Here is a 16,468-nt window from a genome sequence, read left to right on the forward strand (position 1 = left end):
TGTGGCAACGCATGAGGCGATAAAATACTCCATTGCGGGCATAAACTACCACATCAATCAGGCAAGGGAAACGGCCTCGTCAACCATGTCTCCGAGAATGGAAAACCCTTTCGCCCAGAATCCCGGCGCGGTTATGTCAACGCCGGTTTTTCGCACAAGCGCCGCCGGGTTGTCGCTTCCCCCCGATGACAGAAGGTCCAGATAGCCGGAGACAAAATCGCCCCCGCGCCGCGTGTATTCATCGTAGAGGGAGAGAGCCAGAAGCTCGCCAAACGAGTATGAGTAGCAGTAAAACGGCGAATGGATGAAATGGGGAACATATATCCACCACAGCCCGTAGTCGCGTGTAAGGTTTACGGAGGAGCCGAACATGGCGCGGTTGGCGGCCGTCCACAACTCGCTTATGCGCTCTTTTGTGAGTTCGCCCTCGGAGCGGCGCGACTCGTGAAGGGACTGCTCAAAACGTGTCATCACGGTCTGGCGGAATACGGTCGCAAAGCACTCTTCAATTTTTCCGCACAGCAGCGCAAGGCGGTCCTTTTTCGGAGCGCGGCGTTTCATCTCCTGAAACACAAGCATCTCGGAAAACACGCTCGCCGTCTCGGCGGTGGTGAGCGGCGCGTCCGAGAGGAAATACCCTTTTTTGCGGGAGAGATACTGGTGAATTCCGTGCCCCATTTCGTGGGCAAGCGTCATCACGTCGCGCGGGCCGCCCTGATAGTTCATCAGAATATACGGGTGCGCGGACGGGACAACCGGATGGCTGAAAGCTCCGCCGTATTTACCGTTCCTGCACTCGGCGTCTATCCAGTTGTTCGTGAAAAAAAGCCGCGCGACCGCCGCCATTTCAGGGGAGAATTTGCCCAGAGACTCAAGCACCATCCTGCGGGCATCCGGGTATGAGGTTTTTTTGCGCGAGGCTGAAACCGGCGCGTAGCGGTCATAATCGGCAAAAGACGGCAATCCGAGCAGTTTTTTCTTGAAACGGTAGTAGCGGCTCACCATGCCGTAGTTGGCCTCGCACTCCGCAAGCAGACCCTCCACCATGGAGTCGTCAATCTCATTGCTGAGGTTTCGCGAGGAGATGGGTGTTTCATACGACCTCATGTTGTCGTCAAGCCAGTGGTCTGCGACAAGCGTGTTGAAGATAAAAGTCAGGGGCTTTGAGTTTTTCTCAAGGCCCCGTGTGAGGGCGCGCGCGGCGGCTTTTCTGGTGTCTCTGTCGGGGCTGTAAAGCAGGGAGAGAGTGGCGGTCTCATTGAGTTTCTTTGTGGATTTGCGGGTCTTCACATCAAAGCGCATGTCCGCGAGGATTTCGTCAAAAAGCCGTTTGAAAGCCGATGCGCCGGTAACGGACTTGTCCATGACAACCTTTTCCTCTTTCTCACTGAGGGTATGCGGTTTATAAAGGCGCTTTGTTGTGAGAAAATGGCGATACGGGGCAAGTTCGCGACCGCCGAGCAGTTTTCGCGCGGCGGTGTCCGGGGCTCTGACCCACTCCACGTCAAAAAACAGAAGGTGTCCGCTTATCCCGGAGCGTTTCTCGCGGACAAACTGCAAAAGCGCGCCCGCCTTCGGGTCGTCCGTGTTTGAGGCGTGAAGAAGCTGCGCGTAGCAGTAAGTCTTTGCGGTGGCGGCGGTTATGGACTCAAGGGTTTTCAGCATCGCCGCAAAACGCCGCGCGGACAGGGATGCGACCGCGCCCCTGTATTTTTTCTCAAAAGCGCGGGCGCGCCGCAGGCAGTCCTTCATTAACCGCTCTATTGCGGGGTCGTCCGGGGCGGCGTACAAATCCGAAAGGTCCCACCGGACACCCCTTGCATTGTAGTCGCCGGAAATCTTCAACCGTCCTCCCCCCGCCTCTGAGCCGTGTGTGTGACAGAGACCGAATCGGCAAACCTGAGCGCGCCGGGCTTGTCCACTCTGACGGTTGCCTCAAGCGCCTTGTCATCCTCAAGAACTATCCGCGCAATGCCGCCCGCTATGGTTTCCAAAAGGTTGAAACGGCCGTCTTCCACAAACCTGATGATCTTTTTGTTCAGCGCCTTGTAGTCCAGAGTGCCGGAGATATCGTCTCCTATTGCCAGAGGGTCTGGGCAGTCTATACGCGCCTCAACATTGACGACCACCTCCTGAAGGATTTTCTTTTCCCATTCAAAAATTCCCACGACCGTTCTGAGCCGCAAGTTTTCTATGCTTATGACCGTCAAAGGTGCTGCCCTCCGTCAACAAAAAGTGTTTCGCCCGTCACAAACTGGTTGTTAACAAGGTACTCAACGGCAAGACAAACATGCTCAACCCCTCCGGTTTTTCCAAGCGGGGTTTGCGCACCCAGTCTTTTGAAATCCGCCGCAGATGAAGACGCCTCCCTGAGCACCGGGCCGAGACAGACCGCATTGACCCTGACCGCAGGACCCAGAGCCTTCGCCGCCGCCAAGGTAAAATCATAAAGACACTTCTTGCTGATGTTGTATGAGAAATGCATGGTGTGGTTCTTGGTAACGCGCGCGTCAAGCATGTTCACTATAAGCCCCTTGCGCCCGCCCCGCGCGAACTGTTGAGACGCGAAAAAGGGCGACTTGAAATTGACGGCCATGTCGCGCTCAAGGCGCTTTTCAGTTATGTCGCCGAAACCGCCCTTCTCAAAAATGGACGCATTGTTCACAAGCACTGAGAGTCCGCCAAGCTTTTCCGCTGCTGTGGCAACCAGTTTCGCCGCATTTGCCGGGCGGGAAAGGTCGGCGCGAATGACCTCGCAGGCAACCCCCCTCTCTTTCACGGCACTGACTGTCTTGCGGGCCTCGGACTTTGATTTGAAGCAGTGCAGAGCGATGTCGTATCCCATCTCCGCAAGGCGGACGCACACCCCGGCCCCTATGCGCTTTGCCCCGCCGGTTACAAGGGCCGCCTTTCTATGACCGGACAATGCCGTCAAAACAGTCAGGAGGGGTCGGACTCAAACTCCGGCTCAAGGAAATTCAGGTCCCCCTGAACATATTCAAAGTATTCCTGCCAGAAGGAAATAAGCGAATCGTCACGGATGCTGCCTGAGTTGCTGACCTCTTTGTGAAGAACCCACAGTTTCAAGTCCACGGGGCCCTTGAACTTCGGCCTTATCTTTCTCTCCAGATAAAACCTGTTTGACCTCTTTTTCCTTATATCTTTAAAAGACGGGCAACTCCATGTCTTGGTGTAGCGGGAGGAGAGGAAGTCGTGGAGATAAACCCTTCTGACGCACAACTTGTCAAGCGGAATGCTTCTGGAATTGTGGTAAAGATTGGAAACCACAATAAGGGTCTTTTTCTCGTATCTGTCACCGAAATCAAGCGCGGACGAGCGCGATATTTCGTTCATAGCCTCCATAATCGGAGAAATTCCGTCCGTATTGCGGGTCTCGGCCTTTGTCTTGACCTTCTTGATTATACCCTCACGAAGCCGACGTATGTAGCCCAGATTGTATTCAACCTCAATCCTCTGGCGACTTTCCACCATCATGTCGTAGTGGTCTCTGGGATCGGGAGAAGAGAGATCGCCATTTTTGGGACGACAAACCACCATCTCCGGCTTGAGGGCGGTAACAGGGTTGTTTCCATCCATTACCACAAGCGAAATTTTCCCGTATAAACTCACGTCTTTAAATAACCTCGGCGTGAGAATGTTGTTTCTGATAAGGCTCAGTTGCTGTTCAGAAATGCCGTCCGTCACATCAACAAAGATGAGCAAATGCTCTTTGGACACCCCAGTCTCATAAGGGCAGAAGGTTCTGGGGTCTCTGTCCCTTTCGTGCAGAACCGGCCCGTGGGAATCATCCTTGGCAAAAGCCCCGGCAACGGGGAGCAACGCCAACGCGAATAAAAGAACAAGCGCTTTTCCTATCCCTGACATCATAAGAGGAACTCCCGGATTATTTCTCATACTCTTCCTGCAACTCCTGAAGAAACTTGCGAAGACTGTGAGCGCATTCGTTTTGCGCCGCCGCCATTTCCTGTTGCACCAGAGCATTCTTTTTCTCCCAATCCTCTTTCTCGGTTTTGTTGATAAGGTCGTGTATATGCGAAAATGTGGATGCGGGGTCTTTCTCGTGCTCGGAAAAAGTCCACCTAGAGTCAAAATAAGAAGGGGCCTGTTTTGAACTGTAACTTGTGTGCCTCCCCTTTATGTTTGCCGCCCTGTAGTCGCTGAGAAGCTTGTTTGCATCCTGCTCCACCTGACGCACCCACACCGCATAACTTGAGAACTGCTGTTGCGCAATGTTCTGTATGAGTCCCCAGCGCAGATATTTTGACTCAAACTCCTTCACACTCACATCCATCACCTGATTGTACTCGTCCATTATCCTGTGCACTCTGTCGCTGAGCCCCCTTTTGCTTCTCTCAAAAGGCTCAAGCATCTTGACAAATTTTCTGTGAACATCTCCGTAGCCGGGGTAGTGGTCATCGTAGCTATATCCGTCAATAAGTGCTATGGCGGCGAATACAAACCCAACCCCTATTACAAACAAAGACGGTATGTCATTCACCTCACTCAGGGCCGCCCACGGCTTGAGGGCGTTCACAACCTCGCTCTGGTCGTTGAGGTCAATGCCACCTTCCCACGGCCTCGCCTTGGTCGCTTCAAGAGCAATGCTTCTGAATATGCCGAACACAAGGTTGAGATAAATTATAGTAAGGACATGCAAAACTATCCCTGCAAAAGCGGCTAATTTCTTTTTGAGGTTGTATCCCTTTCCTTGTGTGTTCAATTCCGGAAGCAGGTATTTGCCCACAACGAAAGAAAGAAGGACATTTAAGGTCGCAACCGTGGTGGAAACCGAAATACCCGCTATAAGACCCTCCACCACCGAGGCCACAAGAGCGCCGTTAAGCGCCACTTCAAGAAAAAACAGGAACAACAGCATGGCGGGCCCCCAGATGGCTCTCCACTTCAGAGAGTAAACGGGCTCTCTTGTTAATCCGTGTTCTTTTTTGAAGAGTTCAAAGTCATTCTTTGCAATTTTGGCCTTCAGACCGAGTTCCGACATGCTCACGCTGGCGCCGGTAAGCTCTCCGTCAACCTTGGCCTTGAGTTGGGCGGGCAACTGCCCCATGTCAAAACGGTCAAGATACAACTTTATGTTTGCCGTCTCTTCTCCAAGCCTTATGAACTTGTTGGACACGGTCTCAAGGACAGTCACATAGAAGCGCCTTATCCTCCCTATAACCTCATTTTCAGTAATGGAAAAGATGGAGGAGTCGGTATCGGGAAATCCGTTAGCACCCTCCCTCATAGCGACCTCCGATATCTGCAGGTCTCTCTCGGTTTCGTCTTTGGGGAATACAGGCCACTCAAAGACGTAATCTTCAGGCTTGCTCAAGTTCTATAGTCTCCTCCCCCAAGTTAGGGGACCGGCCACAGCCGGTTACAAGTGCTATTCTACACACTCAAAACCGAATATCAATAAAAATTATTCCCGGTCTTCCATATTGGGCAAACGCGCGGTTTGGTATATGCTTCCCTGTTTGATTTGGCTGTCAGGATGAAAATAGACTCAACTGCAAAAATCATTAACTGCATACGCGCCCTTTCAATAGACGCCGTGGAGAAAGCAAATTCCGGGCATCCCGGAACGCCGATGGCGCTTGCCCCGGTCGCCTTCAAACTGTGGGACGGGTTTGTCAGACACAACCCCTCAAACCCCGCCTGGCCCGCGCGCGACCGCTTTGTGCTGTCCGCCGGGCACGCGTCCATGCTTCTTTACTCCGTGCTTCATATATCGGGCTACGGAGTGTCCATTGACGACATAAAGCGGTTCAGGCGGCTGGGCGGCAAGTGCGCGGGGCATCCGGAGCACGGCCTCATCGCCGGCATTGAAACCACAACCGGCCCGCTCGGTCAGGGCGCGGCCACATCCGTCGGCATGGCGGCGGCGTCCCGGTGGCTCTCGCAAAGATTTGACAGGCCGGGCTTTGAGATAGCGGGATACCGGGTTTTTTCCATCCTCAGCGACGGCGACATGATGGAGGGAATCACCTCCGAAGCGGCGTCTCTCGCCGCCCATCTGGGTCTGGACAATCTGGTCTGGATATACGATGACAACAGCATCACCATTGACGGCAAGACGGACATCTCCTTTTCCGAAGACGTAACCGGCAGATTTGCCGCCTACGGATGGGACGTCTTCTCCGTGCCGGACGCAAACGACCTCGCCGCCGTGGAAAACGCGCTCGCCGGAGCAACCGGAAGCCGCCGCCCGGCGCTTGTGAGGGTCAAAAGCCGCATAGGGTTCGGGAGTCCCGGCAAAGAAAACACTCCCGAAGCCCACGGCGCGCCTCTGGGTCCCGAAGAGTCCGGCCTTGCCAAGAAGGCCTACGGTTTTGACGGGAGCGATTTCCACACACCGCCCGAAGTTGAGCAATACAGGCGGTCGGTGATTGAAAAGGGAGGCAAACTTGAAGAGGAGTGGAACGCGCTTTTTGCCGAGTACGCGAAAGAGCATCCCGGCCTTGCGTCCGAGTTTCGCGCCATCTGCGAGGGCTCCGTGCCTGACGGGTGGGACACAGACCTGCCGGTTTTTGAGCCCGGAACCTCCGCCGCCACAAGAACAAGCAACGGCAAAATAATGGAAGAGATAAGCGCGAAAATCCCCTGGTTTATGGGCGGAGCGGCGGACGTTGCCGACTCCACAAAAACCTTAATAAAGCCCGCCGGGAGTTTCAGCGCGGAGGAGCGGAGCGGAAGAAACTTCCATTTTGGCGTGCGGGAGCACTCAATGGCGGCGTTTTGCAACGGGCTCGCGCTTTGCGGGCTCAGACCCTATGCCTCATGCTACTTTGTGTTCTCGGACTACCTGAAGCCCGCGCTGCGGCTTTCCGCCCTTATGCGGCAGCCGGTTGTCTATGTCTTCACGCACGACAGCATCGGTGTCGGCGAGGACGGCCCCACCCACCAGCCCGTTGAGCATCTGGCGGCCCTGAGGGCGACGCCGGGCCTGGATGTCATCCGCCCCGCGGACGGAAACGAACTGAGGGCTTTGTGGCCCCTGATAATCTCGTCCCGCAAACCGGCGGCGCTTGTGCTTACGCGCCAGAACGTCCCCGCCCTTGAGAGCCCCGCGCAAGCCGGAGGCGGGCCGGAAATGGGGGCTTACATCGTGGCGGACTGCGCGGGCGGGCCGGAAATCATCATCATTGCCACAGGCTCGGAGGTGTTTCCGTGCGTGTGCGCGCACCGGTCTCTCGCGGGGGAGGGAGTGCGGTCAAGGGTCGTGAGCATGCCGAGCTGGGAAATTTTTGAGCGGCAGTCCCGCGACTACAGGGACGGCGTGCTTCCCCCGGAGGTTACAACACGCCTGTCGGTTGAGGCCGCCTCAACGCTGGGGTGGGAAAGATACACCGGGGCGGGGAGAGATTCCTTCTCTCTGGGCATTGACAGGTTTGGTGAGTCCGCCCCCGGCGGCGATGTGATGAAGGCGTTCGGGTTTGACGAGGAAAACATAGCCTCCCTTGCCCGCCGGCTCATTGGAAGGGAATGACAAAACCGCGCGACTACATTGAAATGGGCCCGCGCGTTTTTGCGAAAGACCCGCAAAGCCGGTTTCCGGACGATGTGGCGGCAAGAATTTTCCGGCGGGACATATCTCTGTGGAACGGCCCGCCCGAAGCGGTCGGCGGCAGGCTGGGCTGGTTGTCTCTTCCCGAAAATCCGGCTCCGGAAGTTGTCGGGAGTTTCTCCTCCGCCGCGCCGGACACAAAAAACATCCGGCGGGTGATACTTGCGGGCATGGGCGGCGCGGCGCTGATGTCAAAGGTGTTTGCGCGCGCGTTTGAGGGAAGATCCGCCGCCCGCCTAACAGTTGCCGACACCACGGTGACGGACTCCCTGCTTGCGTTAAAACGGGAGATTGATTTCAGCGAGACGCTCTTTATCGTCTCCTCCAAGTCCGGGGCGACGGTTGAGACCGCGTCCGTGGCGGAATTTTTCTTTGACCAATGCGCCCGGAGTGAAGGCGGGGCGGACAGGGCGGCGGGCAGGTTCGCCGCCATAACCGACCGCGGGACCCCTCTTTTTGAGACCGCCGCAAGCAGAGGGTTTGCCCGTGTGTTTGAGGGAGACGAAACGGTCGGCGGGCGTTTTTCCCCGCTCTCGGTTTTCGGAATGATTCCCGCCGCCCTTGCGGGAGCGGACACAAAGGCAATCCTCTCCCGCGCCCTTGCGATGTCAGACAGTTTGCGAAGGGACGGGGGCGGCTCCGCGCTTCGTCTGGCGGCGGCGGTTGACACCTTCTGCGGGAGGGCAAACGGAAAGTTTCATGTGCGCTGCTCGGAAGGGATTGCGGGCTTTGACAGGTTTGTTGAGCAGATAGTCGGCGAGAGTCTGGGCAAAGACGGCAGGCGCGTTCTTCCCGTCGCTCATGACCTTTGCGAAGAAGAGGAAACCGGCGGCGCGGTGTTTGTCTGCCTGAAAGGGGACGGCAAAACCATGGCGATTGCGGAAAAGACCGCAGAGCGCGGCATTCCCGTGGTCGCCACCGTGGTGGATGGCGCGGAGGGGCTCGGCGCGGAGGTGTTCAGGTGGGAATTTGCTGTGGCGATTTTAGGGGCGAAGTGGGGAGTCAACCCGTTTGACCAGCCCGATGTGGAGGGCGCAAAATCCCAGACGCGCCGTTTTTTAGGCATCTACCGGAGCGCGGGCGAGTTGCCGTTTTCCGCGCCCGACTTTGAGGACTGCGGCATTCAGTTCAGGGCGACAGACCCGTCAAAAAACATTGCGGAGGCGCGCGCCGCGCTTGAGAAGGCCGCCGCCGAAAGAAAAGAGGGGGGATACCTGTCAATTCAGGCGTTTCTTGACAAAGAGGCGCTGTCGGCGGTGGAGTTTCTCAGGTCGGCAATCTCAAAAAAATTCGGTGTCTCCGTCACGGCGGACCTTGGCCCCGCCTACCTGCATTCGTCCGGGCAGATTCACAAGGGAGGCGGCGCGGACGGTTTCTTCATCCAGATAACCGCGCCACCGGCGGCGGAAGACTTAACCGTCCCCGAAGGTGTGCCGGACAGCGGCGGGGTGTCTTTTGAAATCCTCAAAAACGCCCAGATGCTGGGAGACAGGGAAGCGCTTGAGCGCGCGGGCAGAAAGGTGTTTCAGGCGGTTCTGCCGCAGGGCGGCGGCGAAGCGGCGGGCGGCGTCCTGAAGTTTGCGGAGTTGCTGGGACTCGGCGGCGGTTATTGAGAACGGGGACGGCCTCAAGTAAGGTTTGGCGGGTTTCATCCCCCATGACGACTCACAAAAGGCAGTTGGAACAGCGGGACGCCAAAGGGCTGGAAAAAGCGGCGGAGATGGCGGTTGATTTCGTCTCCTCCGGCATGGTGGTGGGTCTCGGCACGGGAAGGGCGGCGACCATGGCCATAGAGTGCCTCGCCTCGCGCGTCCGCTCGGGCGTGATTGAAGGCATCACCTGCATTCCCACTTCCGTCAAAACCGCCGCCCTTGCAAAAGATCTGGGGCTGCCCATATCCGAGTTCGCGCAAGACCGCGCGATAGACATCACCATAGACGGGGCGGACGAGGTTGACCGCAACCTGAAGGTAATCAAAGGCGGCGGCGGCGCGATGTTGCGCGAAAAGGTGGTGGCGCAGGAGAGTTTGCGAAACATAGTGATTGTTGACAGGGGCAAACTCTCGGAAAAACTGGGAACCCGCCGCCCGCTTCCGGTGGAGGTCATACCGTTTGCGGTGAGGCCCGCGCAGAGGTTCATACGGTCGCTCGGCGCAATCTCGGCGGAGTTGAGAAAAGACGAAAACGGAAAGGTTTTCCTGACCGACCAGAAAAACCACATATTGGACTGCAATTTCGGGCCCATTTACGACCAGAAAATCATCGCCGAATCTCTGGTGTGGAGGGCGGGAATTGTTGAGCACGGGCTTTTTCTCACCACCACGACCGACATGCTCATATCGGGTCCCGACGGCATTGAGCACCTGAGAGCGGACAGGTGACGGAATTTCTGACCGCGCCGGGCGACCCCGCCCTGCTTTCCGCCGCGCTTCTGTTTTTTGTCGGCATGGCGGCGGGGGCGATAAACGTCATGGCGGGAAGCGGTTCGGCGCTCACTCTGCCCGCCCTGATATTCTCCGGCCTTGACGGCTCTGAAGCCAACGGCACAAACCGCCTTGCGATTCTGATCCAGAACATTGCGGCGGGAGCGTCTTTTTCCAGAGAGCGGGCGGCGGGCGGCTTTAGGGAATCGGTCAAATACTCTTTGTTCACTCTGCCCGGAATGGTGTGCGGGGTTCTTGTGGCGGTGAGCATTGACGATTTGCTGTTCAAAAAAATTGCGGGCGGCGTAATTCTGCTTGTTGCGGCGTCAATGTTTCTGCCTTCGCTTGTGTCCGGTGAAGGCGGCGGGAGGTTTGCCCGCAGGAAGTGGCTTTTATACCCCGCCCTTGTGGCGACCGGATTTTACGGCGGTTTCATACAGGTGGGCGTCGGCCTTGTTATTATGGGGCTGATGTTTCATCTGGTCGGGGGAGGCATGGCGGAGGTGAACGCCCGCAAGGTGTTCATTGTTCTGATATACACCGCGCCCGCTTTTGTAATGTTTTTCTTTTCGGGAAATGTTGACCTGCTGAAGGGATTCAACCTTGCGGCGGGTTCGGCGATAGGCGGCTGGTGGGGGGCGAAACTGTCGGTGAGGAAGGGGGCCGCCGCCGTGCGCTGGTTTCTTGTGGTTGCGCTTCTGCTTTCGGGGTTGAAACTGTTCGGGGTTTTATAGGTCATTCCTTGCTACGACAAGGAATCCAGTTCTCCCCCGCCGCCCCACAACCGCATTCACCCCCGAACCCCCACAAACCCCTCAATCTCCCGCGCAACCCTTTCCAACTCCCCTATCACCGTTACACACTCCGGCACAGACTTTATAAACCTCCTCCCGTATCCCCTCCGGACCGCCCTGCTGTCCAGCACCGCAACAACACCCCTGTCTGTCGCCGTCCTTATCAGACGGCCAAACGCCTGCCGGAATCCCACCACCGCAAGCGGAACGGCGTAATCCGCAAAGGCATTCCCTCCCGCCGCCTCCGCCGCCTCCATCCTCGCCTCAAAAACAGGGTCGTCCGGAGCGCGGAAAGGAAGACGCGTTATCACCACCAGACGGAGCGCATCACCCGCTATGTCAACTCCCTCGCGGAAACTGTCGGTCGCAAACAGAACCGAATCCGCATCCGCCTTGAAATCCGCCAGCAAACGCTCGCGCGGGGCGCTTCCCTGCAAAAACAAACGCAACCCCAACCCCGCAAAACGGGCGGCCAAATCCGCGCCGGTCTTTTCCAACATCCGCTTTGAGGTGAAAAGAACCAGCGCCCCGCCGCGAGAGGCGCGGACACACTCAAAAACCGCATCCGCAAGCCCGCCGCCCTCATACCGCGCATCCCCCGGCTCCGGCATGTCGGAGGAAACCGCAAGCATTGCGCGGCGGCGGTGGTCAAAGGGAGACGGCACGGCAAGCTCAGTCAGCCGGTCATTGCCCTCAAGCCCCACCGAACGCCTCTGAAAACCGAAATCACCGCCCGCCGCAAGAGTGGCGGAGGTCATTATGACAGTCTTGTATTTTGAATAAATCCCGTCCATCAGCCCGGCTATGTCTATCGGGAAAAGCGAAACCGCCGCCACCGTCCCGCCGCCGCGCCGCCGCAACTCAACGCTTTTTACATAATGCTTCAGGGCTTCGGGGTCTGCAAAAAGCCCCGCCGCCTCGGCTATGCGGTTCAGCCCGCTTTCCGCCGCCTTCAGTTCCGCAACCACACCCGCCGCCTCATCGCCGCCCTCCTCCTCAAGAACGGCAAGCGTCTGCCGTGCAACGGACGCCGTTTCAAGCGCCCCGCCCCTCATCGCGGCGCAAAGAACGGAGGAATCGGGGGAAACATCCCTCACGCGGAAAGTCGGCGCGTTCTCGTCCATATCGGCGGGAATTAGAGAGTCAAAAAAACTTTCCGCCGCAGTTTTCAGGTTTTCCGCCCTTGTTTTGAACATTCTCTCCATCCCCGCAAGCAGTTTTCCCGCATTGCTTCCGCGGACGGATTTGCCCCTTCCCTTCACCGCGCGGGCGGCAAATGCCGAGGCCCTCGTCAGCCGCCCAAGCGTTTTTGCAACCGACGCGGGAGACACCCTGAGGGAAAAGTGCGATGTTGCGGAATCGGCGATGTTGTGCGCCTCGTCAATGACGAGCCGCGCCCCCGGCGGCAGAACGCCCGCGCCGTCTTTTTCCGCCGCGTTTTTTATCGCCATGTCTGAAAACAGCAGGTGGTGGTTTGCCACTATGAGGTCTGCGGAGGCGAGGCGGTTTCGGGCTTTGAAAAAGAAGCAGTTTTCGTAGTGCGGGCATTTGCGGCGGACGCAGCTTTCGCTTTCGGCGGCAAGTTTGTCCCATGTTTCTTCGGAGGGGGAGAAGGGAAGGTCTGAGACTGAGCCGTCTTTTGTTTCCTCCGCCCACCGGAGGATTTCGGCGGTCTCGCTGTCCGTTTTTCCGTCCGTTTGTTCCAGTTCGGCGCGGAGCAGGCAGAGGTAGTTTCTCATTCCTTTTACGAGGGCGTATTTCACTTCGCGCCCTAAAATGCCGCGCAGCATGGGGAGGTCTTTGTTTACCAGTTGGTCTTGAAGGTTGATGGTGTTGGTGGAGATGACCGTTTTTTCGCCGTTGAGCGCGGCCCATGTTGCCGCGGGCAGGAGGTAGGAGAGTGTTTTGCCCGTTCCGGTGGGGGCTTCCAGCAGGCAAATGCCGTTGTGATTGAAGGCGGCGGTGATCTCGCGGGTTACGGATTGCTGTTGTTTGCGGAATTCGTAGCCTTCCCCGAAGGTTTGTTCCACCGCGCCGCCGGGCTGGAAAAAGGCGGCGGTTTCATCGGGGTTCATCAGGCGTTTTTGGTCGTTTTGCATCGGGGGAAGGATAACACCATTTGCCCGCCGCGCCCTCCGTGTGTAACTTACCGCCGGAGGGATGGCCGAGCGGATGAAGGCGCTGGTCTCGAAAACCAGTGGGGCCTCACGGCTCTCAGGGGTTCGAATCCCCTTCCCTCCGGTGTTCTCAAAACTCTCTGATAAACTTAATATAAGCTCGGTGCTCAACCTGCGGCGCAGACACCTCGTCAACCGCCTCATACCCCGCGCTTATTCCGCTCTCCATCTCTATATCCAATCCGCCGGAACGGCTTACGGTCGCGCCCTCCTCTATCAGACCGCCCGCAAATACCTTCACATCACCCATCTCATACATCAACGGCGCTCCGTAACCAAACTCCAACTCATACCTCAGGCCGCCGCCGAAGTCCGCAGTCAGGCCGTCCGCGCCTTGGTCCCACAAAGCATCGCGCTTGTCGTTTGTCGCGCCCCACTGCGGGTTGAATGACACAAACGGCCCCTGCGCCCCGCCGCCCGGAGACCACGTTATATCACCCGTAAATCCGCGCTCTTTTACACTGTCAGTGTGAGACACAAGCGCCCGCGCCTCGCCGTCAATACGCAATCCGATTGACGGAACACCCACCTTCAAACCCCCCGCAACCTCAAATCCGCTTCCGCGCAACACATCGCCAAAATCTCCCCGGTATGCCATCTCTATGGAACCGCCGACATTGCCGCGCCATACCGGACGGGTCGCCGCCATCTCCAAGCCAAGACGCACACGTCCGCCGCCCGCATCAAGACCCTCCTCGCCGTCCTCAATTATACGCGCAAACACCATGTCGCCCACCGCGTCAACACTCACTCGCCCGCGACCCACGCGCCGGTTGAACAACTCGCCGCTTCCGCCGCCGCCGAAGGTCATCAGCATTATGTCGCGCTCCCTGAAGTAGGTGTCGGAATCACTTCTCCTGCCGTCCTCTCTGACCTCAATGCCGCCCATTCCATAGCCGATTGTTCCCCAAAGGGTCGTCCTCGGTGTGGGATTCCAGCCGATATACGGGTGGACGCTCCACGCAATTGTCTCATGCGTTCCCGTCCGCGTCCGGCTTGGGCTCGTGCTGCTGAAATCCAGGTCTGACAGGAACATGTTGCCCGACACTCCGGCGAGGAGGTTCGGCTTCAGCATTGTGTCAACACCCACCATTCCGCCGGTTATTCCGCCGTCAAACTCTATGTCCGTCTCTTCCCCGACTTCCAATGTCCGGTAGTAACCGCGCCCCCACACACTCAAATCTTTGAGGAAACCGCCGCCGAAATCACGCCAGCCGCCGCTCCTGTCCGCCGTGTCCGCCGCTATGGCAAACGCAAAGTCAGACAAGTTCAACTCAGGCGCCTCCGCATGCTCATCATTGCCCGCCGCCTGAGACGCTATAAACTGCCGCCAGTCGCTTCCCCGCATTGTTACACCGTCATCACCCCCGCCGCCGCCGAATGCGGTGCGAATTCTGTCGCCTATCGCGGTTGCGGTCTCATCGGCAATCGTCATCGCAAGCCGTGGCAGGATTATCTTGTTCGCCTCGTCAACCAGTATGGTGTCAAGTATCCGCCCCTTCGCCGTTTTTACGCCCGTCAGATTCAGACCCGGCGGAACATTAACCACAGCGTTCACGGGGGCGGGAGAGTCCAGCAGGCTTACAATAAACGTCTCATCCTCGCCTTCCATCTCATCGTCAATGGTCGTTATCGTGAAGGTTATTCTCCTCGTATTTGCGGGAATTGTAAGCGTCCGCTCCATAACGGACACATAGTCAATAGTCAGAGTTCCCTCAGGGCCTCCATCTGCGCGGACATCCGCATCCGCCTCAAGGTCATCGCCGGTGGAGTAGGCAAATGTTATCTCCTTCTCGGAAGACACCTTCCGCCCGGCGGAATTGGGGGACACGGACAGCAACTCAACGGTGAAAAGGACTTCCCTGTCATCCTCGTTGCCCTCATATATCTCCCGCGTGAAACTTATCAACGGCGGCTCATCGTTATCCAGAACCATGAACTCAATCGGCGGGGCGGACGAGACAACCACCATATCGGGCGCGGGAACGCCGCTGCTTGCGGGCGCGACTTCCACCACCGACACGGTAACCATGCTTGAATCCTCATCGGAGGAATCGTCAACCGTTACAACCGTGAACACACCGCTCACCACCTCGCCGCTCCGTATGGGTATCGTCCGGTCGCCCGCGCCCGACAGAACATTGCCGGTCTCCGCAATCCTCACCTGAACATTAATGTCCTCTTCCAGGGCGTAGGTCATCTTCACCAGAAAACTCAATGTCTGGCCCTCGCTGGGCATGCTCGCTACGGCGGAGCGGACGGAAGAACCGGACCTTGGGGTTGAGACGAGGCAGTCATTGCCCGCCTCGTTCGCCTCGCACACCGTTACCTCAGCCGCGTCATCCTCCATTATCCGTATGCTCGCGCTGTTGTCCGGAGAAGGCGCAACGGAGTAGCCACGCGTCTTCACATTCGCCTGCGCAACAGGGTCAAGCCTTGCCACAACCGTCCGGTGTCCGCCGGAATCATCGTTGGGAACGGTCGTGTAGGTGAGGGTCGCGGTCGTCTCATTCCTCGGCATCGTTACCGAGACCGAACCGACACCGGGACCCCCCGTGATTATTTGATTGTCAAACACACTCGCGGGCTTGTCCGGTATTGACACATTCAGGGAGATCGCGGTGTCGGAATCGGGGGCGCTTGTCGCCGTAATCAGGAACACCAACTCATTGCCGGAAGTCTCGCCCTCAGGCACGTTGACGGGGGACGCGACACAGGTCGCCCCGTCCGTGGTCTGGCAGACGCTCATTTGCGGCGGGTCGTCATCCTCCACCGAAACCGTTGCGGAGGAGGGGCTTCCGACCGTGTAGTCGCCGTTCCCCACCCTTGATATACGCGCCGTTATCGCTCCGTCCGATTCGTCAACATTGTCCGCCGCTATTTCAACTGTGTAGGTCGCGGTCGTTCCGCCGCCGAAGTCCAGAGTAACACGCCCCGCCCCCTCGTTTGAGGAACTTATAAAGTCGCGGGAGAGTTCACCGGCGGGGGCGGCGGTTTCGGAAACATCAACCTCAACAACAAGCGGAGACTTGGGCGCAATGCTCGCCCGGACGGTGAACACCGCATCCGCCGCGCCCTCGGTGGCGGCGGGCGGGGTTGCCGTTATTGTCAATTGCGGCACGTCATCGTCCGTTATCCGGACCGAGTGGCTCGCATCGGCGGCGAGGTATTTGCCCGCGTCAACATTGATTATTGTCGCCGTCAGGTCGGCGTCAAAATCATCGTTGTTGTTGCCGTTGAAGGTAACAACGGTCGTGGCCGTTCCGTCATTTTGCCTTATGTTCAAAGTCCTTTGCGCGGGCGCGGAGAGGAAAGTCCCGCCGCCGGAAAACTCCACATCCACCGCAAGGCCGCCGGAGTCTGAGGAATCAAGGTCTCCCGAAAGCGAAACGACAAAAGTCATGCTCACAATTCCGTCTCTCTCCGCAACCGTGGCGGGTCCCGATATCCGCAGCTCCGGCAGGTCATCCTCCAGAACGGTTATGGC

11 protein-coding genes and 1 tRNA gene are annotated in these 16,468 nt (G+C 57.7%); 5 read left to right on the forward strand and 7 right to left on the reverse strand.

The window, feature by feature from the left end; all coding sequences use genetic code 11:
• Positions 1-57 precede the first annotated feature (57 nt).
• From OXF42_03685 to OXF42_03705, 5 genes are read right to left on the reverse strand one after another with little or no spacing between them, the layout of a single operon-like run.
• Positions 58-1,845 (reverse strand): M3 family oligoendopeptidase, encoded by a 1,788-nt coding sequence (locus OXF42_03685; GenBank protein ID MCY4047197.1) that lies wholly within the window; start codon positions 1,843-1,845, stop codon positions 58-60.
• Complete coding sequence (locus OXF42_03690) at positions 1,842-2,210, reverse strand: dihydroneopterin aldolase (protein MCY4047198.1); 369 nt, start codon at positions 2,208-2,210, stop codon at positions 1,842-1,844. The genes OXF42_03685 and OXF42_03690 overlap by 4 nt, the downstream gene beginning before the upstream one ends.
• A complete protein-coding gene (locus OXF42_03695; protein ID MCY4047199.1) occupies positions 2,207-2,926 on the reverse strand; it encodes an SDR family oxidoreductase in 720 nt (239 codons plus the stop codon). The genes OXF42_03690 and OXF42_03695 overlap by 4 nt, the downstream gene beginning before the upstream one ends.
• A gap of 14 nt (positions 2,927-2,940) precedes the next feature.
• Complete coding sequence (locus OXF42_03700; GenBank protein MCY4047200.1) at positions 2,941-3,885, reverse strand: hypothetical protein; 945 nt, start codon at positions 3,883-3,885, stop codon at positions 2,941-2,943.
• Between the two features lie 19 nt (positions 3,886-3,904).
• Complete coding sequence (locus OXF42_03705; protein MCY4047201.1) at positions 3,905-5,353, reverse strand: hypothetical protein; 1,449 nt, start codon at positions 5,351-5,353, stop codon at positions 3,905-3,907.
• Positions 5,354-5,515: 162 nt separating this feature from the next.
• Here OXF42_03705 and tkt point away from each other — a divergent pair, with 162 nt between their 5' ends.
• From tkt to OXF42_03725, 4 genes are read left to right on the forward strand one after another with little or no spacing between them, the layout of a single operon-like run.
• Positions 5,516-7,510 (forward strand): transketolase, encoded by a 1,995-nt coding sequence (tkt, locus tag OXF42_03710; GenBank protein MCY4047202.1) that lies wholly within the window; start codon positions 5,516-5,518, stop codon positions 7,508-7,510.
• Positions 7,507-9,201: a hypothetical protein gene (locus OXF42_03715; protein MCY4047203.1), complete on the forward strand. Its 1,695-nt coding sequence runs from the start codon at positions 7,507-7,509 to the stop codon at positions 9,199-9,201. Before tkt ends, OXF42_03715 begins: the two co-directional genes overlap by 4 nt.
• 44 nt (positions 9,202-9,245) lie before the next feature.
• Positions 9,246-9,968: a ribose-5-phosphate isomerase RpiA gene (gene rpiA, locus OXF42_03720; protein MCY4047204.1), complete on the forward strand. Its 723-nt coding sequence runs from the start codon at positions 9,246-9,248 to the stop codon at positions 9,966-9,968.
• Complete coding sequence (locus OXF42_03725; protein MCY4047205.1) at positions 9,965-10,744, forward strand: sulfite exporter TauE/SafE family protein; 780 nt, start codon at positions 9,965-9,967, stop codon at positions 10,742-10,744. The genes rpiA and OXF42_03725 overlap by 4 nt, the downstream gene beginning before the upstream one ends.
• 56 nt (positions 10,745-10,800) lie before the next feature.
• Here the strand turns inward: OXF42_03725 and OXF42_03730 are convergent, their stop codons facing one another.
• Positions 10,801-12,903, reverse strand: coding sequence for an ATP-dependent DNA helicase (locus tag OXF42_03730; protein ID MCY4047206.1), 2,103 nt, complete (start codon positions 12,901-12,903; stop codon positions 10,801-10,803).
• 55 nt (positions 12,904-12,958) lie between these two features.
• On the opposite strand from OXF42_03730, the gene OXF42_03735 reads away from it, so the two are divergent.
• Positions 12,959-13,045, forward strand: a tRNA-Ser gene (locus OXF42_03735).
• A gap of 6 nt (positions 13,046-13,051) precedes the next feature.
• Here OXF42_03735 and OXF42_03740 read toward each other — a convergent pair.
• On the reverse strand, positions 13,052-16,468 hold a 3,417-nt coding region (locus OXF42_03740), incomplete at its 5' end, for a hypothetical protein (protein ID MCY4047207.1).

This window comes from Candidatus Dadabacteria bacterium, assembly GCA_026708565.1.
Taxonomy (GTDB): Bacteria; Desulfobacterota_D; UBA1144; order Nemesobacterales; family Mycalebacteriaceae; genus Mycalebacterium.

Excerpts from the sequence above, each read along its gene's own strand:
- rpiA (MCY4047204.1), top strand. The coding sequence starts at position 9,246 with ATGACGACTCACAAAAGGCAGTTGGAACAGCGGGACGCCAAAGGGCTG.
- OXF42_03730 (MCY4047206.1), bottom strand. The coding sequence starts at position 12,903 with ATGCAAAACGACCAAAAACGCCTGATGAACCCCGATGAAACCGCCGCC.
- OXF42_03715 (MCY4047203.1), top strand. The coding sequence starts at position 7,507 with ATGACAAAACCGCGCGACTACATTGAAATGGGCCCGCGCGTTTTTGCG.
- tkt (MCY4047202.1), top strand. The coding sequence starts at position 5,516 with ATGAAAATAGACTCAACTGCAAAAATCATTAACTGCATACGCGCCCTT.
- OXF42_03700 (MCY4047200.1), bottom strand. The coding sequence starts at position 3,885 with ATGTCAGGGATAGGAAAAGCGCTTGTTCTTTTATTCGCGTTGGCGTTG.